This window comes from Sphingomonas sp. SUN019, from assembly GCF_024758705.1.
GTDB lineage: Bacteria > Pseudomonadota > Alphaproteobacteria > Sphingomonadales > Sphingomonadaceae > Sphingomonas.
The window spans coordinates 2,217,043-2,241,211 of sequence record NZ_CP096971.1; the positions used below are offsets into that span (position 1 = coordinate 2,217,043).

23 protein-coding genes and 1 tRNA gene are annotated in these 24,169 nt (G+C 68.0%); 16 read left to right on the forward strand and 8 right to left on the reverse strand.

Annotated features, from left to right (window positions below; all coding sequences use genetic code 11):
- Positions 1–91: 91 nt before the first annotated feature.
- Together M0208_RS10605 and M0208_RS10610 are read left to right on the forward strand one after the other, a co-directional pair.
- Positions 92–1,774 (forward strand): M28 family metallopeptidase, encoded by a 1,683-nt coding sequence (locus M0208_RS10605; RefSeq protein ID WP_258891669.1) that lies wholly within the window; start codon positions 92–94, stop codon positions 1,772–1,774.
- Positions 1,771–2,595: an NAD(P)-dependent oxidoreductase gene (locus M0208_RS10610; RefSeq protein WP_258891670.1), complete on the forward strand. Its 825-nt coding sequence runs from the start codon at positions 1,771–1,773 to the stop codon at positions 2,593–2,595. The genes M0208_RS10605 and M0208_RS10610 overlap by 4 nt, the downstream gene beginning before the upstream one ends.
- On the opposite strand, the gene M0208_RS10615 is transcribed toward M0208_RS10610, so the two are convergent.
- The 3 genes from M0208_RS10615 to M0208_RS10625 are packed head-to-tail and all read right to left on the reverse strand — an operon-like array spanning position 2,505 to position 6,544.
- Complete coding sequence (locus M0208_RS10615; RefSeq protein ID WP_258891671.1) at positions 2,505–3,419, reverse strand: DMT family transporter; 915 nt, start codon at positions 3,417–3,419, stop codon at positions 2,505–2,507. The two genes, M0208_RS10610 and M0208_RS10615, sit on opposite strands and share 91 nt — an antisense overlap.
- Complete coding sequence (locus M0208_RS10620) at positions 3,416–4,417, reverse strand: low specificity L-threonine aldolase (protein ID WP_258891672.1); 1,002 nt, start codon at positions 4,415–4,417, stop codon at positions 3,416–3,418. Before M0208_RS10620 ends, M0208_RS10615 begins: the two co-directional genes overlap by 4 nt.
- Positions 4,418–4,468: 51 nt before the next feature.
- Positions 4,469–6,544, reverse strand: coding sequence for a transglycosylase domain-containing protein (locus M0208_RS10625; protein ID WP_258891673.1), 2,076 nt, complete (start codon positions 6,542–6,544; stop codon positions 4,469–4,471).
- An 85-nt stretch (positions 6,545–6,629) separates the two neighbouring features.
- On the opposite strand from M0208_RS10625, the gene M0208_RS10630 reads away from it, so the two are divergent.
- The 14 genes from M0208_RS10630 (at position 6,630) to M0208_RS10695 (ending at position 21,917) form a co-directional block, all read left to right on the forward strand.
- A complete protein-coding gene (locus M0208_RS10630; protein WP_258891674.1) occupies positions 6,630–7,232 on the forward strand; it encodes an NADPH-dependent FMN reductase in 603 nt (200 codons plus the stop codon).
- Entirely contained in the window at positions 7,225–8,430 is a 1,206-nt protein-coding gene (locus M0208_RS10635; RefSeq protein ID WP_258891675.1) for a molybdopterin-dependent oxidoreductase, read from the forward strand. Before M0208_RS10630 ends, M0208_RS10635 begins: the two co-directional genes overlap by 8 nt.
- Positions 8,427–8,762 carry a cytochrome C nitrite reductase gene (locus M0208_RS10640; protein ID WP_258891676.1) on the forward strand — a complete coding sequence of 112 codons (336 nt, stop codon included), beginning with the start codon at positions 8,427–8,429 and terminating at the stop codon, positions 8,760–8,762. The genes M0208_RS10635 and M0208_RS10640 overlap by 4 nt, the downstream gene beginning before the upstream one ends.
- 84 nt (positions 8,763–8,846) lie before the next feature.
- The gene (locus tag M0208_RS10645; protein WP_258891677.1) at positions 8,847–9,956 is read left to right on the forward strand and encodes a hypothetical protein; all 1,110 of its coding nucleotides are present in this window, start codon (positions 8,847–8,849) and stop codon (positions 9,954–9,956) included.
- Positions 9,953–11,335 (forward strand): phosphotransferase family protein, encoded by a 1,383-nt coding sequence (locus M0208_RS10650; RefSeq protein WP_258891678.1) that lies wholly within the window; start codon positions 9,953–9,955, stop codon positions 11,333–11,335. Before M0208_RS10645 ends, M0208_RS10650 begins: the two co-directional genes overlap by 4 nt.
- Positions 11,323–13,593 carry a CaiB/BaiF CoA-transferase family protein gene (locus M0208_RS10655; RefSeq protein WP_258891679.1) on the forward strand — a complete coding sequence of 757 codons (2,271 nt, stop codon included), beginning with the start codon at positions 11,323–11,325 and terminating at the stop codon, positions 13,591–13,593. Before M0208_RS10650 ends, M0208_RS10655 begins: the two co-directional genes overlap by 13 nt.
- A gap of 10 nt (positions 13,594–13,603) precedes the next feature.
- A complete protein-coding gene (locus tag M0208_RS10660) occupies positions 13,604–14,407 on the forward strand; it encodes an enoyl-CoA hydratase-related protein (protein ID WP_258891680.1) in 804 nt (267 codons plus the stop codon).
- A complete protein-coding gene (locus M0208_RS10665; protein WP_258891681.1) occupies positions 14,407–15,921 on the forward strand; it encodes an acetyl-CoA acetyltransferase in 1,515 nt (504 codons plus the stop codon). Before M0208_RS10660 ends, M0208_RS10665 begins: the two co-directional genes overlap by 1 nt.
- Positions 15,922–16,141: 220 nt before the next feature.
- A complete protein-coding gene (locus M0208_RS10670) occupies positions 16,142–18,187 on the forward strand; it encodes a malate synthase G (RefSeq protein WP_258891682.1) in 2,046 nt (681 codons plus the stop codon).
- A gap of 81 nt (positions 18,188–18,268) precedes the next feature.
- Positions 18,269–18,709, forward strand: coding sequence for a ribose 5-phosphate isomerase B (gene rpiB / locus M0208_RS10675; protein WP_258891683.1), 441 nt, complete (start codon positions 18,269–18,271; stop codon positions 18,707–18,709).
- The gene (glyA, locus tag M0208_RS10680; protein WP_258891684.1) at positions 18,706–20,016 is read left to right on the forward strand and encodes a serine hydroxymethyltransferase; all 1,311 of its coding nucleotides are present in this window, start codon (positions 18,706–18,708) and stop codon (positions 20,014–20,016) included. Before rpiB ends, glyA begins: the two co-directional genes overlap by 4 nt.
- A gap of 5 nt (positions 20,017–20,021) precedes the next feature.
- A complete protein-coding gene (locus tag M0208_RS10685; protein ID WP_258891685.1) occupies positions 20,022–20,198 on the forward strand; it encodes a hypothetical protein in 177 nt (58 codons plus the stop codon).
- A complete protein-coding gene (nrdR, locus tag M0208_RS10690; RefSeq protein WP_258891686.1) occupies positions 20,199–20,660 on the forward strand; it encodes a transcriptional regulator NrdR in 462 nt (153 codons plus the stop codon). It abuts the gene before it with no gap.
- Between the two features lie 123 nt (positions 20,661–20,783).
- A complete protein-coding gene (locus tag M0208_RS10695; RefSeq protein WP_258891687.1) occupies positions 20,784–21,917 on the forward strand; it encodes a TrmH family RNA methyltransferase in 1,134 nt (377 codons plus the stop codon).
- 114 nt (positions 21,918–22,031) lie between these two features.
- On the opposite strand, the gene M0208_RS10700 is transcribed toward M0208_RS10695, so the two are convergent.
- The 5 genes from M0208_RS10700 to infA all read right to left on the reverse strand — a co-directional run bounded on the left by M0208_RS10700 (position 22,032) and on the right by infA (position 24,068).
- Positions 22,032–22,107, reverse strand: a tRNA-Phe gene (locus M0208_RS10700).
- Positions 22,108–22,136: 29 nt separating this feature from the next.
- On the reverse strand, positions 22,137–22,322 hold the full coding sequence (locus M0208_RS10705; RefSeq protein ID WP_258891688.1) for a DNA gyrase inhibitor YacG: 186 nt from the start codon (positions 22,320–22,322) through the stop codon (positions 22,137–22,139).
- Complete coding sequence (locus M0208_RS10710; protein ID WP_258891689.1) at positions 22,319–23,239, reverse strand: ribonuclease; 921 nt, start codon at positions 23,237–23,239, stop codon at positions 22,319–22,321. Before M0208_RS10710 ends, M0208_RS10705 begins: the two co-directional genes overlap by 4 nt.
- Positions 23,232–23,810: a nucleoside triphosphate pyrophosphatase gene (locus M0208_RS10715; protein WP_258891690.1), complete on the reverse strand. Its 579-nt coding sequence runs from the start codon at positions 23,808–23,810 to the stop codon at positions 23,232–23,234. Before M0208_RS10715 ends, M0208_RS10710 begins: the two co-directional genes overlap by 8 nt.
- 12 nt (positions 23,811–23,822) lie before the next feature.
- Entirely contained in the window at positions 23,823–24,068 is a 246-nt protein-coding gene (gene infA / locus M0208_RS10720) for a translation initiation factor IF-1 (protein ID WP_194953529.1), read from the reverse strand.
- Positions 24,069–24,169: the final 101 nt, after the last annotated feature.

Here is a 24,169-nt window from a genome sequence, read left to right on the forward strand (position 1 = left end):
ATATAGGCGAGCGGCGATTCGGTTCCATCGAAACCTTGCGCGCGGGCGGTAGTGTGATAGGCCCGCGATACACCAATAAACGGGATCGCGCATGGTTCGCCTCTTTAGTACGTTGAGTTTCCTTGCTCTTTCGAGTGTGGCCGCGGGACAGACCCCGCCGAAGCTTACCCCTGCCGAGGTCAACGCGCGCGTGAATGCGCCGCTGCCCGCCGATCAGGCGGCGGTGAAGGCGCACGTCATGTTCCTGGCATCGGATGCGCTGAAGGGACGCGAGGCGGGGTCGCCCGAATATGACATCGCCGCGCAGTACGTCGCCGCGCAATTCTACGCCGCCGGGTTGAAGCCAGCGGGGGATGACGGCGGTTATCTGCAGCGCGTGCCTTTGGTCGGCTACAAGGTCGCCGGAGAAGGTCGTGCGGCGTTGAGTCGCGGCGGGGCGGCGCAGCCGCTGAAGTTCGGCGTCGATTATATCCCCGGTGCGAACCAGGCGCGGGCGAAGACCGACGTGTCCGCGCCCGTCGTCTTCGCCGGGTACGGCGTCGTCGCACCGGCCTATGGCCGCGACGATTATCGCGGGCTCGACGTGCGCGGGAAGATCGTCGCGCTGGTCGCGGGCACACCGTCGAAGATGTCGGGGGAGGAGCGTGCCTTCTTCGGGTCGAACGCCACCAAGGCGACGCTGGCGGGGATGCGCGGCGCGGTGGGCGTGGTGATGCTGTCGACCCCGCGCAGCGAGAAATTGCGGCCCTTTGCGAAGAGTGTGGAGGACTATCAGGGCCTGCGCATGACATGGGCGAAACCGGACGGCACGGGCAATCTGGACGCCGATGCCGCACCGATCCTGGCGACGCTCAGCACCGCGGGCGCAGCGAAGCTGTTCGCGGGGGCGAAGACGCCGTGGTCGAGGATGTCGAAGGAAGCCGCAAAGAGCGATGCGCGCTTCGTATCGGAGGCGTTGCCCGGCACGCTGACGGTGGCATCTGAAACGGTCTTCACCCCCGCCACGTCATCGAACGTCATCGGGATGATTCCCGGCAGCGATCCCGCGCTGGGCAAGGAAGTCGTCGTGCTGTCGGCGCATCTCGATCACATCGGGGTCAGCAAGAAACCGGTGAACGGCGACGCGATCAACAACGGTGCCTTGGACGATGCGATCGGCATCGCCAGCCTGATCGAAGAGGCGAAGCGCTTCAAGGCCACCGGCGCACCGAAGCGCAGCATCATGTTCCTGGCAGTGACTGCGGAGGAGAAGGGGCTGGTCGGCAGCGATTATTTCGCGAACCATCCGACCGTGCCGCTGGCGAACATTGTCGCCGACGTGAACCTCGATATGCCGATCCTGACCTATAAGTTTGAAGACATGGTCGCGTTTGGCGGCGACCGTTCGTCGCTGGGGCCGATCGTGCGGCGTGCGGTCGGCGCGATCGGGGTCGAACTGTCGCCCGATCCGATTCCCGACGAGGGCATCTTCGTGCGATCGGATCACTTCCGCTTCGTGGAGAAGGGTGTTCCGTCGGTCTTCCTGTGGCCGGGGCACAAGGGTGCGGGCAAGGCCGCGACCACCGCGTTCCTGGCGACCGATTACCACAAGCCGTCGGACGATCTGACGCAGCCGATCCTGTGGGATCAGGCGGTGCGCTTCGTCGATGCGAACTACCGCATCGCGCGCGAGATCGCCGACGCCCCGACGCGGCCGGTGTGGAACAAGGGCGATTATTTCGGGACGCTTTTTAAGGGGCCAATGGGGTTCAAGGAGCCGATGGCCGCGCAATGAGCCGGTTGCTGATCTTCGGGTTGGGGTACGCCGCGCAGGCAGTGGCGGCGCATGTGCCCGACTGGCGCGTCACTGGCACGACGCGCGACGGGCGTGACGGCACGCTGCGGTTCGACGATGCGGATGCGGTGCGGGCCGAACTGGCCGCGGCGACGCATGTTCTGTCGTCGGTCCCTCCGTCCGAGGATCGCGATCCGGTGCTGGATGCATACGGCGACCTGCTTGGTCGGCAGTGGCTCGGCTATCTGTCGTCGACCGGGGTGTATGGCGATGCAGGCGGGGCGTGGGTCGATGAGTCTGCACCAGTCGCAGGACGGCGCGCGGGGCGGAATGCGGCCGATCTGGCGTGGCTGGCGAAGGGCGCGCGGGTGTTCCGGCTGCCCGGCATCTACGGGCCGGGCCGCTCGCCGCTCGATCGCGTGCTGGAGGGCAAGGCGCACCGCGTCGACCTGCCCGATCAGGTGTTCAGCCGCGTCCATGTCGACGATATCGCGCGCGGCGTGATTGCGGGGTTCGATGGACCGGCGGGCGCGTATAATCTCGCCGACGATCTGCCGACCAGCCAGAACGAGGTCGTCGAACACGCCGCTGCGATGCTGGGCCTGCCCGCGCCGCCGTTCATTGCGCTCGAGACACTCAGCCCAATGGCGCGCGCTTTTTATGCCGAAAACCGCCGCGTCGCGAATGGCAGGGCGAAGCGCGTGCTCGGCTGGACGCCGCTATACCCGACCTACCGGTTGGGCCTGCGCGCGGTGAGCGCGACGACCAGCCCGGCCACCGCGAGCGACGCGCCCGCCGCGGCCAGCAGCGACCAGCGATAGCCCTCGAACACGGTCGACAACAGCATCGCGATGACGGGTACGATCACGCCCGAATAGGCCGCCTTCGCCGGGCCGATCGCGCGCAGCACGCCGAAATAGAGCGGGAACGCCAGCGCCGACGCGACGATGCCGAGATACGCGATCCCCGCGATATAGCCCCAGCGCCAATCGAACACCGGCGCGCCGACCGTGCTCCACGCGAACGCCGCATCCATCGCCGCCCCCAGCAGCATCGCGACCGCGGTGGTCGACAGCATCGGATACGCTCGCGCGGTGGGCGTCGCCTGCATGATATTGGCGGTCGAGGCCGAGAGGATGGCGCAAAGCGTCAGGCCGATGCCGGTCAGCGCGCGCGCCGGGCCGCTGGGATCGCTGCGCGCTTCGTGGACGAACAACAGGCTGACGCCGGCCATCGCGACCGCCGACCCGATCAGCAATTGCCGCCCGAGCCGCTGCCCGAGGAAGATGCGCCCGAACAGGGCGTTCGGGACCAGCAGCAGCGCGAAGATCACCGCAACCAGCCCCGAGGTGATGGACGCCTCCGCACGGTAGACGAAGTTGAAGTTCAGCACGAACTGGCTGAGCGCGAGCGCCAGCGCGAACAGCCAGCCCCGCGCATCGAACCGGAACGATTCGCGATTCGCCAGCGCCCAGGCGCCGAGCACGAGGCCCGCGAGCAGGAAGCGGTAACTGACCGACCAGCTCGGCGGCACCACGCCCAACTGATCGCGGATGACCAGCCAGGTCGATCCCCAGATCAGCGTCACGACCGCGAACGGGATCAACACCACCGCGCGGGCGGAACGCGGTTTTTCGTCGCTCACAGCGCCCGGATCGCGGCGGCGAGCGGGCGGATGTCAGCCTCTTGCTGATCCCACGATACGACCAGCCGCGCCTCGCCCGGTCCCCAATCGTAGAAATCGAAGCCCTTCGCGCGCAGCGATACAGCTTCGTCCGCGGTCACGCGCAGGAACATCTCGTTGGCCTCGACCGGATGGATCAGCCGGTCCCCGGCCGCATCCGCCAGTAACGCCGCCCCGGCGTTCGCGGCGCGCGCATTCGCCAGCCACACGTCATCGTCAAGCATGGCGAGGATCTGTGCGGCGAGATAACGGCCCTTCGACAACAGATGCCCCGCGCGCTTGCGGCGATAGCGCGTCGTCTCCGCATGGTCGCCGCCGAAGAACACCAACGCCTCCGCGTTCATCCCGCCGTTCTTGACGAAGCCCATGCTGAGCGCATCGACCCCACCGCGCCACGTCAGATCGGCGGGCGATGCGCCGGTGCCGACCACGGCGTTGGCGAAGCGCGCGCCGTCCATGTGCAACGCAAGCCCGCGGTCCTTCGCCAGCGCGCCGATCGCCGCGACCTCGTCCGGCAAATAGACGCGCCCATATTCGGTCGCGTTGGTGATCGAAATCGCGTGCGGGCGCTGCTGATGCACGTCGTAGCGTTGCAGCGACAGGATGTCGGTGATCGCGTCGGGCGTCAGCTTCGCACCCTCGCCATCGGCCAGCAGCAGCTTCGCGCCGTGGGTATAGAATTCGGGCGCGCCGCATTCGTCGTTCTGGATATGCGCGTCGCGGTGGCAGACGATGCTGCCGTGCGGCGGGCAGAGCGCGGCGAGCGCGAGGCAGTTCGCGGCGGTTCCGCTCGGCACCCACAAGGCCGTCACCTCGGTTTCAAACGTTTCCGACAATCGGGCGTCGAGCCGTTTCGAGAAGGCGTCGCCGTCGTATGCGGTATCGAGCGTGTTGGCGGCGGCCATCGTCGCGAGCACATTCGGGTGAACCGGGGCGGCGTTGTCGGAGAAGAAGCGCATGGCGGCGGCTGTGCGGGGGTCGCGGGAGAGCGTCAACTATTCCCCGTCGGTCTACCGCGGTTCGACCTCGTCTTCGTTGGGGGCCAGTTGCGGGTCGTCGCGCGGCTCGAATTCCTCCTCGCGCCGCCGCCCGACGCTGAACGAACCGTCCGGCCCCATCTTCAGTTCGACGCCCAGCCCCTCCAGTTCGCCCTGGATCGGTGCGATCGCATTCTCGCCCAGCCCTTCGATCAACATCGCCGGATCGACTTCTTCGGGCGGCGCGACCTTTACCGGCGGCGCGAGATCGAGTGCGGAAACCATGAAATTGCGCCAGATGCTGGCCGGGATGCCGCCGCCGTGCAGTCCCGGATTGGGCGTGTTGTCGTCGTTGCCGACCCACACGCCGACCACCAGATCGCCCGCGAAGCCGACGAACCACGCGTCGCGCCCGCTCTGCGAAGTGCCGGTCTTGCCATACGCCTCGACCGACAGCGCCGCCGCGCGGCCCGTGCCGCGCATCGAGGCGGAGAGCAGGTCGAGCATGTCGCTATGGACCTTCGACGGCAGCTGCCGGCTGCCGCCGGTCAGCGACTGATACCAGCCCTTCTCCTCGACATCGGTCAGCCCGCGCGGCTGCACCGGATAGCGCCCGCTCGCGACCCCGGCATAGGCGGCGGTCAGTTCGAGCAGCGAGACTTCCGCAGTGCCCAGGCCGATCGTCGCCTCGCTCGGGATCGGCGTGGAGATGCCCAGATCGCGCGCGGCCTTGATGACGTTCCGCACGCCCGCCTCCTGCGTCAGCCGAGCGGCGGCGACGTTGGACGAGCGCTGGAACGCGCGCCGCAGCGTGATGTCGCCGAGATAGCGGCCGTCGTCGTTCTTGGGTTTCCAGCCGGCGATCTCGACCGGATTGTCCTCGACGATCGAATCCGGCGTCATCCCGGCGCGGAGCGCGGCGAGATAGACGAACAGCTTGAAAGTCGATCCGGGCTGACGCCGCGCCTGCGTCGCGCGGTTGAACGGGCTTTTCCTGTAATCGCGCCCGCCGACCATCGCGACGACCTCGCCATTGCGGCGCATCGCGACGAGCGCGGTCTGCGCCTGCCGCAGGCCCGCCTGCCGCACGACGCGTTCGGCGGTGCGTTGGAGGTCGCGGTCGAGCGTCGTCTTCACGGTCGCTTCGGTCTTGATCTCGCCCGCCTGATCGCGCGCCTCCGGCAGCACCCAGTCGGCGAAATACGTACCCGACGGCAATGTCGCGGCCTTCGCCTTCAGCACGCGCTGCGGCTGGACGTCGGCCGCCTCGCCCTTCGTCAGGAACCCGGCATCGACCATCGCGCCGACCACCAGCGCCTGCCGCTTGCGCGCGCCGTCGAGGTTGGAGGTGGGCGCAAGCCGCGACGGGGCCTTCACCAGCCCCGCGAGCATTGCCGCTTGCCCGACGTTCAACCGTTCCGGTTCACGCCCGAAATAATGCTTAGCTGCGGCGCGCAGGCCATAGACGTTGTCGCCGAAATAGACGTTCGACAGATAGCGCGACAGAATCTCGTTCTTGGTCAGCCACGCCTCCAGCCAGAAGGCGATCATCACCTCGCGAATTTTCCGCGCTGCGGTGCGGTCCGAATCGAGGAAGGCGTTCTTCGCCAGTTGCTGCGTGATCGTGCTGCCGCCTTGGCGCACGCCCCCTGCCCCGACATTCGACCATGCCGCGCGCGCGATGCCGCGCGGATCGACGCCCCAATGCGATTCGAAACGCCGGTCCTCGATCGCCATGAACGCTTCCCGCACGTGCGCGGGCAACGCCTGCGCATCTACGGCTGCGCCGATGATCGCGCCGCGCCGTGCGATCGGATTGCCGTCACGATCGGTCAGCGTGATCGACGGCGGCGTCGGGGGTTTGAGCGAGCGCGACAGCGGCGCGGTGATCGCGAGCCACGCAATCGCCAGCACGAGCAGGATGATCCCAGCCCCGATCCCGCGGAAAATCCATCGCACGATGCTGGTGCGGCGCTTCGTCGGCGGCGGCGGCGCGCCGGGTTCGGGCGAATGCCAGTCGTCGAAGCCCGGCAGGTCGGCGGGAGCACGCGCCTCCGCGGGCGCATGGTTGTAGCGCACACGGCCAGTGTCGAAGGGGTCGGGGCGCATATCCACGTTCCGGAAGTCCATTCAGCGTATTACGATAGTAAGACAGTTGCCGCAAGCGCCCGCGTCATGCGAGAGGCTTACCGCGATGGACAGCGAAGCGAAAGCGATAGCCGCGGCACGGCCGCTGGTGGTGGGGATCGGCGGCACGATCGGCGGCATATCGTCGACCGAGCGCGCGCTGAGGATCGCGCTCGACGCGGCGTGCGCGGAAGGGTTCGACACGCGGATGTTCGGCGGCGCGGACATGGCGCGGCTCCCGCTGTACGATCCGAAGGCGACGGCGCGTACGGTAGAGGAACAGGAATTCGTCGCGACGGTGCGTCAGGCGTCGGCGATCATCATCGCGTCGCCCGGCTATCACGGCAGCATTTCGGGCGTGGTGAAGAATGCGCTCGACCTGCTGGAGGAAACCGCGCGCGATGCGGATCGCCCGTATCTGGCCGACATGCCGGTCGGGCTGATCGCCACCGCTTATGGGTGGCAGGCGACGGGCAGCACGATCGCAGCGCTGCGCTCGATCGTCCATGCGTTGCGCGGCTGGCCGACGCCGTTCGCGGCGGCGATCAACACGCAGGTGACGAAGTTCGATGCGGACGGCGGCGCAAGCGATCCCGCGGTGGTCGAGCAATTGCGGTTGATCGGGCGGCAGGTCGCGCGGTTCGCGCCGCTGGCGCAGAGCCATGCTTGATCGCCCCCTGTTCGATCGGCGGCACGCGCTTGGCCTGATCGGTCTGGGCGGCGCGGGCCTGGCGACCGGAGCGATCGCACGCGACCTCGATCTCGGCTTCGCGGGCGGACGGCGCAGCACGACCAGCGCCTTTCCCGGCAAGAGCGAGATGATTCTGCTGCGCGCCCGCGCGCCGCTGCTGGAAACGCCGATCGACGCGCTGGGGCAGGTCTTCACGCCAAACGACCGTTTCTTCGTGCGCTGGCATTATGCCGACATTCCGACCGCGGTCGATCCGGCGAGCTTCCGGCTGCGTGTCGGCGGCGCGGTGCGCAAACCGCTGGCGATTCCGCTCGACGCGTTGCTTCGGCTTCCACGGGTCGAGCTTGCTGCGGTGAACCAATGCTCGGGCAATTCGCGCGGCTTCTTCGCCCCCGCCGTGCCCGGCGCACAATGGGGCGACGGCGCGATCGGCAATGCGCTGTGGGAGGGCGTGCGGTTGCGCGACGTGCTCGATCTGGCGGGCGTCGCGCCGGGGGCGGTGCAGGTACGCCTGGCCGGACTCGACCGTCCGCCGCCGGGCGCGCCGTGGTTCGAGAAGTCGCTGGATGTGGATCATGCGCGCGATGGCGAGGTGATGATTGCGTTCCGGATGAACGGTGACGCGCTGCCGATGCTGAACGGCTATCCGATCCGGCTGGTCGTGCCGGGCTGGTATTCGACCTATTGGATCAAGGCGCTGGACCGGATCGAGGTGCTGACCGCCGCCGACGACCGTTACTGGATGGCCAAGGCGTACAAGATCCCGGCCGCGCCGCGCGCGAACGTCGCACCCGGTTCAAAGGATTTTCCGGCGGTGCCGATCAACCGGATGAACCCGCGCGCGTTCATCACGGGACTCGCCGACGGCGCGCGGATCGCGGCGGGATCGCCGTTCGCGGTCAGCGGCGTGGCGATGGGCGGGGCGAGCGGCGTCGCGCGAGTTGACCTGTCGATGGACGGCGGGCGATCGTGGCGCGCTGCTCGGCTTGGACCTGATCAAGGCAAATACGGGTTCCGCGCGTGGGATGCGACGATCGCGGGGCTTGCGCCGGGCGGCTATCGGCTGTGGGCGCGGTGCACCAACGTCGTTGGCGACACGCAGGCGATGGATACGATCTGGAATCCGGGCGGCTATATGCGTAACACGATTCCTTCGATCGCGGTTGGCGCGGCATGAGACGCGCTGTCCTCCTCGCCTTGCTGGCGCTGACAGCGTGCAGCAAGCCAGCGAAGGAACCGGAGGCTCCGTTCGCCTTCGCCGCAACGTCGATCACCTTGCCGGCGGAAACCGCCGCGCTGCCGGCAAGTCCGGCCGCCGACCGCGTCACCGTCGCCTGCACCGCGTGTCATTCGGCCGACATGATCGTTCGCCAGCCGCCGCTGAAACCCGAACAATGGGCGGCGACGGTCAAGAAGATGCGCGAGGTCTACAAGGCGACGTACCCCGAAAGCGAGGATGCAGGGCTGGTCGCCGCGCTGATCGAACTGCAATCCCCGGACGCACCGTAACTTCTGTTATCCCGAAGTTGACAGCGCGCGCCTGCGTAGTCCAACGATGCGCCGCGGCGAGAGACCGCGGGCAGGAGACGGGCGATGGTGCTGACGCGCGGCGACGATTATCCGATCCACCAGACCGCCGATCCGATCGCCTATGCGGGCACCGACCGTAATTTCTACGACCGCTATTATTTCAACGGCTATGCCCCCGGGGTCGGGGAGGATGGGTTCTTCGCCGCGGCACTTGGAGTCTATCCGCATCTGAACGTCATCGATGCGTCGTTCTGCTGGCTGATGGATGGCAAACAAGTGAACCTCCACGCCAGCCGCGGCCTCGCCATGGAGCGGATGGACACGCAGGTCGGCCCAATCCGCATCGAGGTGATCGAACCGCTGAAGAAACTGCGCATCACCGTCGACGCGCCGGATCAAGGCATGCGCGCCGACCTGACGATCACCGGGCGCGCCTTTCCGCTGGAGGAACCGCGCTTCACCCGCCGCAACGGCCCGCGCGTGCTGATGGACGTGACGCGGCTGACGCAGAACGGATCATATGCGGGCTGGGTCGAGGTCGACGGCGCGCGCACCGACGTGACCGGCTGGATCGGCACGCGCGATCGAAGCTGGGGCGTACGCCCGATCGGCGCGCCCGATGCGCAACCGCCGAACCCGCCGATCGTCCCGCAATTCTTCTGGCTGTGGGCGCCGTGTGCGATGGAAGGGGGCGACCTGTATTTCCACACGAACGACGATGAGCACGGCCGGTTGTGGAACCGCCGCGCAGCGTGGCGGCCGCTGGGCGGTGGGATTGCGGACGAGCATCATTACGATGCCGCGAATTATGAAGTGCGCTGGCGGCAGGGCAGCCGGCAGGCGCAGGCGGCGGGGCTGACGCTGACCGCCGCGCACGGCAAGACCAGGGTCGAATTCGATATCGGGCAGACCTTCATGATGCTCGGGCTGGGCTACGGGCACCCGACCTGGGGCCACGGCCGCGCGCACGAGGGAGAAGCGGTGGAGCGCGAGGATTTCGTAGTCGCCGATCTCGATCCGATGCAGCCGCATCATTTGCATATCCAGGCGTCGGTCGGGGTAACGATGACCTTGCCCGACGGCACGGTCCGCCGCGGCAAGGGGGTGCTGGAACAACTCGCGATCGGGCCGCACGCGCCGTCGGGGTTCACCGGGCTGCTCGACCCGGCATGAGCATCGCACCGCAGATCGAGACATATCTGACCCGGCTGTGGGGTTCGCCGGTAAGCGTGACGGACTTGGCGCGCATCCCCGGCGGGGCGAGCCGTGAGACGTATCGCTTCGACGCCACCGTCGATGGGGCGGTGCGCGCGTTGATCCTGCGGCGCGAACCGGCCGCGGGGCTGATCGATACCGAAAGCGCGACCGAATATCGTGCATACCAGAGCGCGCAAGGCATCGTCCCCGTCCCCGCCGCGGTCGCGCTGGAGCCGGACGGCGCGGAGCTGGAACGGCCGTTCTTCATCATGGAGCGGATCGATGGCGGCGTGGTGGCGAGCGCGTTCGAACGCGATCCGTTCGGCGCGCACGGCGCGGCGCTGGGCGAGCAATTCTTTGCGGCGCTCGGCCGCCTCGCCGCGCACGATCCCGCGGGCACGCCGCTCGTGCAGCATCTCGACGCGCCCGCCCCCGGCCAATGCTGGCGCGTAGTGCTCGATTATTGGGAAGGTGTGATCGACGCGGATTCGTTCAGCCCCCAGCCGATCGTTCGCGCCGCGATCCGCCGGTTGCGCGCGAATCCGCCGCCGCCCGCACAGGCGGTGCGGATCGTCCACGGCGACTATCGGTCGGGCAACATGATGCACGACGGCGCGGGGACGATGCTCGCGATGTTAGACTGGGAGATGGCGCATCTCGGCGATCCGCTGGAGGATCTCGGCTGGGCGCTCGACCCGATCTGGACGCATTTCGTCGAAGGCAAGGTCGGCGGGATGTGCGCGCGCGAACAGGCGATCGCGACGTGGGAGGCGGCGAGCGGGCTGAGCGTCGATCCGGCGGCGCTGGCGTGGTGGTCGCTGTTCAATTCGGTCAAGGGCCGCGCGATCTGGACGTCGGCGTTCCGGGAGTTCGTCGACGGCGGGCGGATCGATCCGGTGCTCGGCCTGTCCGGCTGGTACACCGCGCGGCGGCAGGATGCGATCATCGCCGAACAGCTGGGCGGCGATGCGCCGAGCGTCGATTCGGTGACGGGCCAGAGCGAACTCGGCCATATCCTGACCGGTGCGGGATTGGTTTCGGCGGGCGCGGGTCAGGCGGCGGCGGAGCATGACGCGTTCGGCGGCGCTACGGTTCTCGTCAGCGGGCTGCTGGCGCTGCTGGCCGCGCAGGAAGCCGAGAAGGCTGCGGCGTGGCGGGTGGCGGACATTGCGGCGATGCGTGTGCTGTTGGCCGCCGACGCACCCGCGATCGGCGACGACGCAACCTTGCCCGCTCTCGATGCCGAGTGGGCGACCCTGTCCGCGGCGCTGATCGACAGCGCGCGTGACGACCACGCGGTCCTCACTTTCTATCGGGAGAGCGCCGCGCGGCGCGAACTGACATGGCCGATCTAGACCTTCCGCTGTCGGGCGTCCGCATCGTCGATTGCGTGCCCGGTTCGCTAGGCGCGCTGGGGCGCTTGCTTGGCGAACTGGGGGCGGATGTGATCCGGGTAGAGCCGCGCGGCGGTGGAGCGGATCGACGGGCGGGCGATACGCTGGGCGGGGTCAGTCTGTCGTTCGCTGCCGCGAACCTGGGCAAACGCGCGATCGGCCTCGACCTGCCCGCCGACGCCGCTGCATTCGAGGCGCTGGTCGCGGAAGCCGATATTCTACTGGCGGCCGGTGTTGACGTAACCGGTCTGCGCGAGCGCCATCTCGCGCTCGTGATCCTGTCGATCAGCGATTTCGGGTCGGATGGCCCGTGGGCCTCATGGACCGCAAGCGACGCGGTGCTGCACGCGCTGTCGGGCGGGCTGTCCCGATCGGGCCTGCCGGGGCGCGAGCCGCTGATCCCGCCGGGCGAGCTGACGCTGCAGACCGCCTGCGCGCAGGCCGCATGGGTCGTGCTGGCCGCGTTCGTCCAGCGGCTGCGCACCGGCAAGGGCGAGCATATCGACCTGTCGCTGCTCGAGGCGGGGATGCAGGCGCTCGACCCCGGCTTCGGACTTGCCGGAAGCGCGCAGAGCGGCATTCCGCTGTGGAAGATGTCACGCGGGCGGGTGGACGAGCGGCACCGCTATCCGATCTTTCCGTGCGCCGACGGCTTCGTGCGGCTGTGCATCCTCGCGCCGCGGCAGTGGCGGGGCATGTTCCGGTGGATGGGCGAACCGGAACAATTCGCGGGGCCGGAGTGGGAGCGGCTGCAAACGCGTTTCCGCTCGACGACGTTGCTCCCCGCGATCGCCGATTTTCTTGCCGACAAGACGCGCGACCGGATCGAGGCGGAGGCGGAGGCGCACGGCGTCCCCGCCGCCGCGCTGCTCGACACGAGCGAAGCGACGGTCACGCCGCAGATGACCGCGCGGCGCGCGTTCGTTCCGGTCGAGGTCGCGCCCGGCCTGTCCGCCCCCTTCCCCAACGGCACGATCGAGATCGACGGCGCGCGGGCGGGCGTTCGCGGCCCCGCGCCCGACATCTCCGATGCGCGGTTCGACGCCCCCCGCCCCGCGTTCGATGCGCCCCCGCCCGCCGATCGTCCGCTGGACGGCGTCAAGGTGCTGGACATAGGGGTGATCGTCGTCGGCGGCGAAACCGGGCGGCTGTTCGCCGACATGGGTGCGGACGTGGTGAAGGTGGAGAATGGCGCGTTTCCCGACGGGCAGCGCCAGTCGCGCGACGATGCGCCGGTCTCGATCACCTTCGCCGCGGGGCATCGCAACAAGCGTGGACTGTCGATCGACCTGAAATCCGACCGCGGCAAGGCGCTTTTCCTCGATCTGGTGCGCGAGGCCGACGTGCTGCTGTCGAACTTCAAGCCGGGCACGCTGGCCGCGCTGGGTTTCGATGCCGCGACGCTGAGCGACGCGAACCCGCGGCTAGTAACGGTCGACAGTTCGGCGTTCGGGCCAACGGGGCCGTGGTCGAAGCGGCTCGGCTACGGCCCCTTAGTGCGCTGTTCGGCGGGGCTGGCGAAGGAGTGGGTCTATCCCGGCGAACCCGACAGTTTTTCCGACGCGATCACGGTCTATCCCGATCACGTCGCAGCGCGGATCGGCGCGGTTGGCGCGCTGGCGCTGCTGATCCGGCGGATGCGCACCGGGCGCGGCGGCAGCGCCAGCGTCGCGCAGGCGGAGGTGATGCTGGCGCACAATGGGGCGAAGATTGCGGCGCTGGGTGCGCGGGCGGCGGGGCTGCCGGTGTCGGCGGGCCAGCGTATTGAGGATTGGCTGATCGCGTGCGCGGGCGAGGACGAATGGTGCGTCGTGACGGTGCGCGACGATGCCGATCGCGCGCTTTTGGCAAGCGTTGCGCGCGGCTGCGATCGTATATCGGTCGAACGGTGGGCGGCGGAACGCATGCCCGACGAGGTGATGGAGACACTGCAGGCGGCGGGCATTCCGGCCGGAAAGATGGTGCGCGTCGTCGAGATGCCCGACACCCCGCAGTATAAGGCGCGGGGCTTCTTCCGGATCGCGCACCATCCGCTGATCGAGGTGGATTCCGCAGTGGAGATCGCACCCGCGCACTTCGCCACCATCCCCGACCCCGAACAGGGTCCCGCTCCGCGGATCGGCGAGCATAGCGTCGAGATACTGCGCGACTGGCTGCGGCTGGACGACGCGGGCGTAGCACCGCTGCTGGCCGACAAGATCATCGAACAAGCTGTCTGAAGGAAAAGCCATGAGCGAACTGGGCAACGACGCGGTCACGGTCGAGACGCGCGGGCATGTGATGCTGATCATGATCAACCGTCCCGAGGCGCGCAATGCGGTGAACGCTCAAGTGCACGAAGGCGTCGGCGATGCACTCCACGCCGCCGACACCGACCCCGAAATCCGCGCGGTGATCGTGACCGGGGCGGGCGACAAGGCGTTCTGCGCGGGCGCGGACCTGGTTGCGCTCTCCCGCGGCGAGAGCCTCGCGCCTGATGACAAGACGAAGCAGGCGTGGGGGTTCGCGGGGCTTATCACCCACGCGATCAGCAAGCCGATGATCGCGTGCGTCAACGGCGATGCTTTGGGTGGCGGGCTGGAGATCACGCTGGCGTGCGATCTGGCGGTCGCGGTCGACACCGCGCGCTTCGGGCTGCCCGAAGCCAAGCGCGGGCTGTTCGCGGCCGCCGGCGGCGTGTTCCGGCTGGCGGATCAATTGCCGAAGAAGATCGCGCTGGAGATGATCCTGACCGGCGACCCGATTTCAGCGACCCGTGCGCTGGAACTGGGGCTGGTCAACGCCCTCGCCCCGCGCGACGGGCTGCTCGACGCCGCCTTCGCGCTCGCCGAACGGATCGCAGTCAACGCGCCGCTGTCGGTGCAGGCATCGAAGCGGATGGCGCAGGGCATCGTCGACGGAAAGATCGCGCGCGAGGAGGCGCCGTGGGCGCAAAACCGCGGCGAAGCGAAGATCGTCTTCACCAGCGCGGATTCGCGCGAGGGGCCGAAGGCATTCGCCGAGAAGCGCGCGCCCGTGTGGAAGGCGAAGTGATGGCCGACCCGGCCAACAACCCTGAGCGCATCGCGGTCATCGTCGGCGTCGGGCAAGTCAACGATCGCCCCTCCGACCCGCTGCAGGGCCTCGATTCGCTCGGGCTGATGGAGGCCGCGCTGAAGGAGGCCGATCGCGACGCGGGCGACGGCTGGCTGGCGGATGCGGATTCGGTCGCGGTGGTGCAGCAGATCAGTTTCCGGCAGGACAATCCGCTCGCGCAGAAACTGGCCGATGCGATCGGTGCGGGCGGAAGCCACGCGTACGAATCGGTCGGCCCGAACGGCGACAGCCCGATCCTGCTGTTGAACGAAGCCGCCAACCGCATTGCGCGCGGCGAGGCGACGATCGCGCTGGTCGTGGGGGCGGAGGCGTTGCGCACCGCGAGCCAGCGCGCCGCGCTCGCTGCGAAGACCGATCTCGCCGCGCAGAACCCCTTGCGCAAACTCGTCGAAGGCCGCGCGCCGGGCTACCGTCAGCGCTACGGCCTGACCACGCCGGTCGATGTCTATCCGCTGTACGAGAATGCCGGGCGCGCCGCTTACGGGCAGACGCTGGCCGAGGGACAGCGCGAATCGGGCGAGATCTGGTCGCGCTTTTCGGACGTGGCTGCGCAGACCCCGGCGGCATGGATCCACGCACCGCGGACAGCGGAAGACGTAGTCGAACCGACCGCCGACAATCGCCCGATCGCCTTTCCCTACACCAAGCTGATGGTCGCCAATTCCTCCGTCAATCAAGGCGCGGGGTTCATTGTCACGAGTCTCGCCGAAGCGCGCCGCCGCGGCGTGCCCGATGGGCGCGTGATCTATGTCGGACGCGGCGCGGCAGCGCACGAGCATGACGATTTCCTGATGCGCGACCGCTACGACGCGTCGCCCAGCATGGAGGTGTGCCTGCGCCGCACGCTGGAGTTCAACGCGGTGACGGCGGACGACCTCGATCTGGTCGAACTCTATTCGTGTTTTCCTTGCGTGCCGAAGATGGCGCGGCGCGTGATCGGCTGGCCGGTCGACAGGCCCGCAACGGTGTTCGGCGGGCTGACCTTCGGTGGCGGTCCGATCGGCAACTACATGAGCCATGCGGTCGCCGAGATGGTCGATGCATTGCGAGGCGGGGAAGGATCGACGGGGCTACTATTCGCGAACGGTGGCTTTGCGACGCACAATCACGCGATCGTGCTGGCGACCTCACCGCTGCCCGGCGCGGGCGAAGCGCACGACTTCGATTGCCAGGCGGAGGCGGACGCCGCGCGCGGGCCGGTGCCCGAACTGGTCAAGGACTATGCCGGTCCAGCGACGATCGAGACGTACACCGTCTTTTATGCACGGGACGGATCGGCGAAGGGCGGCGTGGTCGTGGCGCGGACGCCAGAGGGTGGCCGGACGCTGGCGAAGGTGCCGGGGGAGGATGCGGCGACGATCGCGTTCCTGACAAATGGCGCGGCCGAACCGGTCGGGAGCGCGGGCGAAGTCGTCGGTGGCGGCGAGGAACTGGTCTGGCAGAGCGCATAACCGATCCTCCCCGGCACGGGGAGGGGGACCGCCGGCGCAGCCGGTGGTGGAGGGGGATCACCGCGAGCGACGCCGTGCGCGGCACGCCCCCTCCACCAGCCTGCGGCTGGTCCCCCTCCCCGTGCCGGGGAGGATTGATGTTGCGCTTCTGCATCCGACTAGCCTAATCGCGCTCGCGCCCTCCCCAGGCAGCCACGACACGCTCAACGGAGGTATTTCCATGCAGACCCGCGCCGGCCTTTCGGTCGACGATATGCTCGCCCGCTTCGTCGAGGAGCGCGCGCTGCCCGGCACCGGCATCGCACCAGAGGCGTTCTGGGAGGGGACCGCGGCGATCTTCGCGCGCTTCGTCCATGAAAACCGCGCCCTGCTCGACAAGCGCGAGGCGTTGCAGACGCAGATCGACGCGCGTTACTCGGGCGGTGAGCCGGTCGACGAAGCATTCCTGCGCGAGATCGGCTATCTCGTGCCCGAACCCGAGCCGTTCACGATCGGCACGTCGGGCGTCGACGCCGAAATCGCGACGATGGCGGGGCCGCAACTGGTCGTCCCCAGCCTGAATGCGCGCTTCGTCCTCAATGCGGCAAACGCACGCTGGGGCAGCCTGTACGACGCCTTCTACGGCACCGATGCACTCGACGCGCCGCCCGCTGTCCCCGGCGGATACGACACGGCGCGTGGCGCGGCGGTCATCGCTCGCGTCCGCGCTTTTCTCGACGAGGCGATTCCCGGCTGGTCGCTGGCGCTGACCGACGGCGAGTGCCCGCTGCCGTTCGCGCGCCGCGATGGCGGCTTCCTGTTCGTGAAGAACGGGCTGCATATCGAAATCGTCGTCGACCGCGATCACCCGATCGGCGCCACCGATCCGCTGGGGATATCCGACGTCATCCTCGAATCCGCGCTGACGACGATCGTCGATCTCGAGGATTCGGTCGCAGCGGTCGACGCCGACGACAAGGTCGCTGCGTACAGCAACTGGCTCGGCCTGATGCGCGGCGATCTGGAGGAGAGTTTCGAGAAGGGCGGGCGGACGATCACGCGCGCGCTGAACCCGGATCGCGAATGGACCGCGCCGAGCGGCTCGACCTTCACGCTGCCCGGCCGCAGCCTGCTGTTCGTGCGCAACGTCGGGCATCTGATGACGACGACTGCGGTCCTGCTGCCCGATGGCGGCGAAGCGCCGGAGGGCATCCTCGACGCGATCATGACCTCGCTGATCGGCCTGCACGACGTGCACGGCCTCGGCACGCTGCGCAACAGCCGCGCGGGATCGATCTATATCGTGAAGCCCAAGATGCACGGACCGGACGAGTGCGCCTTCACCAATGCGCTGTTCGACGCGGTGGAGGATCTGCTCGGGCTCGACCGGCACACGGTGAAGGTCGGGGTGATGGACGAGGAGCGTCGCACCTCGGCCAACCTCGCGGCCTGCATCTACGCGGTCAAGGACCGGATCGTGTTCATCAACACCGGCTTCCTCGACCGCACCGGGGACGAGATGCACACCGCGATGCGGGGCGGCGCGATGATCCGCAAGGCCGAGATGAAGGCCGCGGACTGGATCAAGGCCTATGAGGATCGCAACGTCCGCATCGGCCTCGCCTGCGGCCTCAGCGGCAAGGCGCAGATCGGCAAGGGGATGTGGGCCACGCCCGATCGGATGGCCGATATGATGGAGCAGAAGATCGGTCACCCGATGAGCGGCGCGAATACCGCTTGGGTGCCGAGCCCGACCGCGGCCACGCTTCACGCGCTGCATTACCATCAAGTCGACGTGTTCGCGCGACAGCAGGAGATCGCTGCCGAGACCGTACCGCCGCTGGCGAAGCTTCTGACCCTCCCGTTCGCCGCCGCCGGGCGCAACTGGACGCCGGAGGAAGTGCGCGAGGAGCTCGACAACAATGCGCAGGGTATCCTCGGTTACGTCGTGCGCTGGATCGACCAGGGCGTCGGCTGTTCGAAGGTGCCCGACATTCACGACGTCGGGCTGATGGAGGACCGCGCGACGCTGCGCATTTCCTCGCAGCATATCGCCAACTGGCTGCTCCACGGCGTCTGTACCGAGGCGGAAGTAGACGCCGCGCTCGACCGGATGGCGGCGAAGGTCGATGCGCAGAATGCGGGCGACCCGCTATACGTGAAGCTGACCCGCGACCGGCTGGCGTTTCAGGCGGCGCGCGCGCTGATCTTCGAGGGCGTCGCGCAGCCGAGCGGTTACACCGAACCCCTGCTCCACCGCTTCCGGCAACAGGCAAAAGCGGGGTAACTTTTCTTCCGGGTGGCGTTCGGCGGGCGGCGCGGGTAAAGGCGCTGTCGATCCGCCAGCCACCCGGGAATACCCCAAAGAATGCGCATCGCCATCGCCTCCGATCACGCCGCCGTCGCGCTGAAGACGGTCGTCGCCGCATGGCTGCGCGATCAGCGCTATGACGTGATCGATCTCGGCACCAACGGCGACGCGTCGGTCGATTATCCCGATTACGGGTTCGCGATCGCCGAAGCCCTGGCCGACGGGCGCGCCGACCGCGGCATCGCGCTCTGCGGCTCCGGCATCGGCATCGCGATCGCGGCGAACCGCAACCCGGCATGCCGTTGCGCGCAGGTCAGCGAACCGCTCTCCGCGCGCCTCGCGCGCACGCACAACGACGCCAACGCCATCGCGCTCGGCGCGCGACTGATCGGCGAGACGATGGCGATCGCCTGCGTCGAGGCGTTTCTGTCCGCCGATTTCGAAGGCGGCCGCCACCAGCACCGCGTCGACAAGCTTTCGATGAAGGAAATCGCATGAGCACCAACCCCGCCGCCTTGCACGACGTCCAGCCCGACGGCTTTTTCACCCGCGGCCTGGCCGATGCGGACGCCGCGGTGTTTGCCGGGATCGCGCACGAACTCGACCGCGAACAGACGCAGATCGAGCTGATCGCATCCGAGAACATCGTGTCGAAGGCGGTGCTGGAGGCGCAGGGATCGGTCTTCACCAACAAATATGCGGAAGGGTATCCGGGCAAGCGTTACTATCAGGGCTGCCACCCGTCCGACGAGGTGGAGACGCTGGCGATCGAGCGCGCGAAGAGGCTGTTCGACTGTGGCTTCGTCAACGTCCAGCCGCATTCGGGCGCGCAGGCGAACGGCGCGGTGATGCTCGCGCTGGTGAAGCCGGGCGAGACGATCCTCGGCATGAGCCTGGATGCGGGCGGCCACCTGACGCACGGCGCAAAGGCGGCGATGTCGGGCAAATGGTTCAACGCGGTGCAGTACGGCGTCGATGCGGCGACGCACCTGATCGATTTCGATCAGGTCGAACGCCTCGCGACCGAGCACAAGCCCAAACTCATCATCGCGGGAGGTTCGGCCTATCCGCGGCAGATCGATTTCGTCCGGTTCCGCGCCATCGCGGACAAGGTCGGGGCGTATTTCATGGTCGACATGGCGCATTTCGCAGGGCTGGTCGCATCGGGCCATCACCCCTCCCCGCTGCCGCACGCGCACGTCGTGACGACAACGACGCACAAGACGCTCCGCGGGCCACGTGGCGGCATGGTGCTGACCAATGATGAGGCGATCGCCAAGAAGATCAACTCGGCGGTCTTCCCGGGGCTGCAGGGCGGCCCGCTGATGCACGTCATCGCCGCCAAGGCGGTCGCGTTCGGCGAGGCGCTCGAGCCGGGGTACAACAGCTATATCGCCGCCGTGGTGGAAAACGCCAAGGTACTGGCGGCGACGCTGAAGGAACGCGGCGCGGACCTCGTCTCTGGCGGCACCGACACGCACCTCGCGCTGGTCGACCTGACCCCGCTGGGCGTGACCGGCAAGGACGCCGACGAAGCGCTGGAGCGCGCCGGGATCACCTGCAACAAGAACGGCATCCCCAACGATCCGCTGCCCCCGGTGAAGACCAGTGGCATCCGCGTCGGCAGCCCCGCGGGCACCACGCGCGGCTTCGGCGTCGCTGAATTCCGCGAGATCGGCAACATGGTCGCGGACGTGCTCGACGGCCTGCGTCAGAAGGGCGAAGGCGGCGACCCCGCAGTCGAAGCCGACGTCCGCAACCGCGTGCGCGCGCTGTGCGCACGATTCCCGATCTATCAAGGATAACGCGAATGTCGAAGATCGACGAAGTGCAGGATAATGTGAAGAACACGCCGGGCCTCGGCAAGAGCATGGCGAAATGGGGCGCGCTGGGCGCGGTCGTCGCGATCCCCGTGCCCTTCATCGGCCCGGTGATCGGCGCCGTCGTCGGTGCGGCCTATGCCTACAGCAAGCGAGACAAGATCTAGGTGCGTTGCCCGTTCTGCGGACATGACGCGAGCCAGGTGAAGGACAGCCGTCCGACCGAGGACGGCGCGGCGATCCGGCGACGGCGGCAATGCGAGGGCTGCGCCGCACGCTTCACCACGTTCGAACGGATCCAGCTCCGCGAACTGACCGTCGTCAAATCCGAGAACCGCCGCGAACCGTTCGAGCGCGAGAAACTGCTCCGCTCGATCGGCATCGCCGCGCGCAAGCGGCCGATCGACGCGCTGGCGATCGAACGGCTGGTGTCGGGCATCCAGCGCCAGTTGGAGACGCAGGGCGAATCTGACGTGTCGTCGAAACGCATCGGGGAGATGGTGATGGACGGGCTGAAGGGCCTCGATTCGGTCGCCTACATCCGCTTCGCCAGCGTCTATCGCGATTTCAGCGAGGCGAAGGATTTCGAGGCGTTTGCGGGGTCGGTGGAGGAGGTGGGGCGGGGATGATGGTTCAGCCGTTGTTTCACAGTGACACCCAATACCAATGAGAACGATTCTGATCCCGTTGCAATCCCATCGCGCTCATCCTGAGGAGAGGCTGAGCTTGTCGAAGCCTCGTCACGAAGGACGGTGACGTTCCACGCCTATCTGCTGCGATGCGCCGACGGCAGCTATCATGCCGGGCATTCCGACAATCTCGAGGCAAGGCTGGTCGCGCACCAGCAGGGGACGCTGAAAGGCTACACTCAATCGCGGAGACCGGTCGAACTCGTCTGGTGCGAAATATTCGAGGAACGCGATCAAGCCTTTCGCGCGGAACATCAGATAAAGGGTTGGTCGCGCGCCAAGAAGGAGGCGCTGATCCGGGGCGATTTTGCGGCGCTTCGGACGTTGTCGAGCCGGGCCGTCCTTCGAGCCCTTCGAGACGCCGCTTCGACAAGCTCAGCGGCTCCTCAGGATGAGCGGGTGGATCAACCACCCCCCATTCGTCCTGAGGAAGGGCTGAGCGGAGGCGAAGGCTCGTCTCGAAGGACCGCTCCAGCAACCAACCCCATCATCGTTCTGGTCCGCCCGCAACTCGCGCAGAACATCGGCAAGGCGGCGCGCGCGATGCTCAACTTCGGGCTGGTCGACCTGCGCCTCGTCGCCCCACGCGACGGCTGGCCGAACCCGCTCGCCGGACCCGCTGCGTCCGGCGCAGACATCGTACTGGAAAAAGCACAGCTGTTCGACACCGTCGCCGAAGCGGTGGCCGATTGCGCGCACGTCTATGCGACGACGGTGCGCAAGCGCGGGGTGACCAAGCCGGTCGTGTCCCCGGAGCAGGCCGCGCACGCGATCCACACCGTGCCGGGGCGCGTCGCGATCCTGTTCGGGCCGGAGCGGTCGGGGCTGGAGACGGACGACGTGGCGCTCGCCCGGACAATCATCACCGTGCCGATCAACCCCGAGTTCGGCAGCCTCAATCTGGCGCAGGCGGTGATTCTGGTCGCCTATGAATGGTCCAAGGGGCAGAAACTGTCGCAGCCGCCCGAGACCGACCTGCCGCTGCCCGCGCCGCAGGAGGAGCTGGAGGGGATGATCGCGCAACTGGAGGCGATGCTGGCGACGACCGGCTATTATTTCCCGCCCGCGCGCGCCGAAACATCGCGCCGCACGCTGCGCACGTTGCTGACGAAACCCGGCTGGTCGAGTCAGGAGGTGCGGACGCTGCGCGGGGTGCTGTCGGCGCTGAAAGGAAAGAAGCCGAGAAGTCCGGCCTGAAGGGCTGTTTGTTTTGAAGACGGCACCAGCCCGCTCCCCCACCCGGCCTCCCACAGCATATCCTGAATGGGAGGTCGGGTGGGGGAGCGGGCTGGTGCCGTCTTACCAAAAAGGTGGTGCCCGAGGGCGGATTCGAACCACCGACACTGCGATTTTCAGTCGCATGCTCTACCAACTGAGCTACTCGGGCACACGGCCTTGCGGCCGGGAGCGGTTCCCCTAGTCGCGGTCTTCGCCGCTGTCCAGACTGTTCTCCAGCCCGGCTTGATCGGCCGGCGGTCCGGGGATGCGATAGCCTTCGCCCAGCCATTGCAGCAGATCGCGATCGCGGCAGCCGCGGCTGCAGAATGGGTTGTGCTCTGGCGCGGTCGGCGCGCGGCACACGGGGCATTTCGTCTTCGTCATGTGTCGAACATAGGGGTTCGCCCGGTCCGGCGCACGAGGTCTGCCAGCCAGTCGGCGCGAGCCTCGATCCGCGCGCGGACCGCGGGCGGCAGGCGGTGGGTGTTGGGCGCGGTTGGCGGGGTTCGCTCGATCGTGCGCAGCGCGGCGCGGGCGGCCGAGGCGACGGGATCGGCGCGGAGCAGTTCGGGGAGCGAGGCGCGCAGCCGCGGACGGACGATCTGGAGGAAGCCGAAGCCATTCATCGCGGTGCGCTCGGACGGCTGGGGAAGATGCGCATCGATCGCCGCGGCGACCGCCTGACGCGGGGCCTTCCCGGCGAGCGTGGGGAAATCGACGCCGATCGAACCGCCGATGTCGTGCCGCACGATCGCCTGCGCCACCGCCATCGCGGCGCGTTCGGCGAGCAGCTCCAGCGGGCCATCGCCATCGACGTCGAACAGGATCATCGCAGGCGTCGGGGTCATGCGCAATGCGCCGCCCGCGAACGCGATCTCGCCGGTCAGCGCCTCGTCGAGCACTTCGGACCAGCCCGCCGCCTCCAGCACGTCGGGTTCGTGCGCCCGCAGGTCGCGGACCGCGCCGTCGAGACGGTCGCGTAAGCGTGGTCCGGGTGTTGGGTCGCGCTCGCTAAGCACCGCCTTGGCGCGCTTGGGGCGGCCGTGTTCGGGGATCGCCTCGCGGACGATCTCGACGGTCATGCGCTGGCCTTGCGTCACGCCGGATGGTGCGCGGTCGAGCAGGACTTCCACGCCGTCGTCGAGCGTCACGATCGTACGATCGGTCAGCTTGCCCGTGACGACCTCGCCGAGCCGGTGCGCGGTGTCGACCAGTTCGATCCGCGCCTGAACGATGCGGTCATCGTCGATCAGCGCGGCGCGCGCCTCGCCGATACCGTCCTCATACAGCCATTCAGGCATAAACGCCCGCCGCCGCGAGCAGCGCGCGGGTTTCGAACAGGGGCAAGCCCACCACGCCGGAATGCGAGCCGGAGAGGAAACGGACAAACGCCTCGGCGCGGCCCTGGATCGCGTAGCCGCCCGCTTTGCCAAGGCCCTCGCCGCACGCGACATATTGGTCGATCTCCGCGGCCGAGAGCGGCTTGAATGCGACGATCGTGTCGGACAGGCGGGTGCGGACTTTGCCGTCGGCCGCGATCACGCACACCGCGGACAAGGCGTGATGGCGGCGGCCGGAGAGCTTCGTCAGCAGGTCGCGCTGGACCGCCTCTGTCTCGGCCGGGGGCAGAATGCGGCGGCCGAGCGCGATCGTCGTGTCGCCTGCGATCACCACTTCGTCGGGCGCGCGCTCCACCGCCGCGGCCTTTTCGACCGCGAGGCGTAGCGCATAGACGCGCGGCAGTTCGCCCTTCAGCGGCGCTTCGTCGATCGCGGGCGCGGCGATGCGCGTCGGCACGATGCCGATCCGCGCGAGCAGCTCGCGGCGGCGCGGGGATGACGATGCTAAAACAAGCCGGTTTTCGGGCGGCATCCGCCGCCGCCCTTATTGCGGGCCGGGGCCGCCGCGGCCAGGCATGAAGCGATAGGTGATCCGCCCCTTGGTCAGGTCGTAGGGGGTCAGTTCGACGAGCACTTCGTCGCCGACCAGCACGCGGATGCGGTTCTTGCGCATCTTGCCTGCGGTATGGCCGAGGATTTCGTGATCGTTCTCCAGCTTTACGCGGAACATCGCATTGGGCAGCAGTTCGACCACCTGCCCACGCATTTCGAGAAGTTCTTCTTTCGCCAAGCAGTGTCTCTTTCGGGTTCGGACGCGTGGCGCGCCCTTAGCGGAACGCCTGTGAAAAGGGAAGCGAGGGGGCCGGGAGCGGGCAAGGGTTCCGAAGGTTC

Excerpts from the sequence above, each read along its gene's own strand:
- M0208_RS10605 (WP_258891669.1), top strand. The coding sequence starts at position 92 with ATGGTTCGCCTCTTTAGTACGTTGAGTTTCCTTGCTCTTTCGAGTGTG.
- M0208_RS10610 (WP_258891670.1), top strand. The coding sequence starts at position 1,771 with ATGAGCCGGTTGCTGATCTTCGGGTTGGGGTACGCCGCGCAGGCAGTG.
- M0208_RS10620 (WP_258891672.1), bottom strand. The coding sequence starts at position 4,417 with ATGCGCTTCTTCTCCGACAACGCCGCCCCGGTTCACCCGAATGTGCTC.
- M0208_RS10625 (WP_258891673.1), bottom strand. The coding sequence starts at position 6,544 with ATGCGCCCCGACCCCTTCGACACTGGCCGTGTGCGCTACAACCATGCG.
- M0208_RS10630 (WP_258891674.1), top strand. The coding sequence starts at position 6,630 with ATGGACAGCGAAGCGAAAGCGATAGCCGCGGCACGGCCGCTGGTGGTG.
- M0208_RS10635 (WP_258891675.1), top strand. The coding sequence starts at position 7,225 with ATGCTTGATCGCCCCCTGTTCGATCGGCGGCACGCGCTTGGCCTGATC.
- M0208_RS10640 (WP_258891676.1), top strand. The coding sequence starts at position 8,427 with ATGAGACGCGCTGTCCTCCTCGCCTTGCTGGCGCTGACAGCGTGCAGC.
- M0208_RS10645 (WP_258891677.1), top strand. The coding sequence starts at position 8,847 with ATGGTGCTGACGCGCGGCGACGATTATCCGATCCACCAGACCGCCGAT.
- M0208_RS10650 (WP_258891678.1), top strand. The coding sequence starts at position 9,953 with ATGAGCATCGCACCGCAGATCGAGACATATCTGACCCGGCTGTGGGGT.
- M0208_RS10655 (WP_258891679.1), top strand. The coding sequence starts at position 11,323 with ATGGCCGATCTAGACCTTCCGCTGTCGGGCGTCCGCATCGTCGATTGC.
- M0208_RS10660 (WP_258891680.1), top strand. The coding sequence starts at position 13,604 with ATGAGCGAACTGGGCAACGACGCGGTCACGGTCGAGACGCGCGGGCAT.
- M0208_RS10665 (WP_258891681.1), top strand. The coding sequence starts at position 14,407 with ATGGCCGACCCGGCCAACAACCCTGAGCGCATCGCGGTCATCGTCGGC.
- M0208_RS10670 (WP_258891682.1), top strand. The coding sequence starts at position 16,142 with ATGCAGACCCGCGCCGGCCTTTCGGTCGACGATATGCTCGCCCGCTTC.
- rpiB (WP_258891683.1), top strand. The coding sequence starts at position 18,269 with ATGCGCATCGCCATCGCCTCCGATCACGCCGCCGTCGCGCTGAAGACG.
- glyA (WP_258891684.1), top strand. The coding sequence starts at position 18,706 with ATGAGCACCAACCCCGCCGCCTTGCACGACGTCCAGCCCGACGGCTTT.
- M0208_RS10685 (WP_258891685.1), top strand. The coding sequence starts at position 20,022 with ATGTCGAAGATCGACGAAGTGCAGGATAATGTGAAGAACACGCCGGGC.
- M0208_RS10705 (WP_258891688.1), bottom strand. The coding sequence starts at position 22,322 with ATGACGAAGACGAAATGCCCCGTGTGCCGCGCGCCGACCGCGCCAGAG.
- M0208_RS10710 (WP_258891689.1), bottom strand. The coding sequence starts at position 23,239 with ATGCCTGAATGGCTGTATGAGGACGGTATCGGCGAGGCGCGCGCCGCG.
- M0208_RS10715 (WP_258891690.1), bottom strand. The coding sequence starts at position 23,810 with ATGCCGCCCGAAAACCGGCTTGTTTTAGCATCGTCATCCCCGCGCCGC.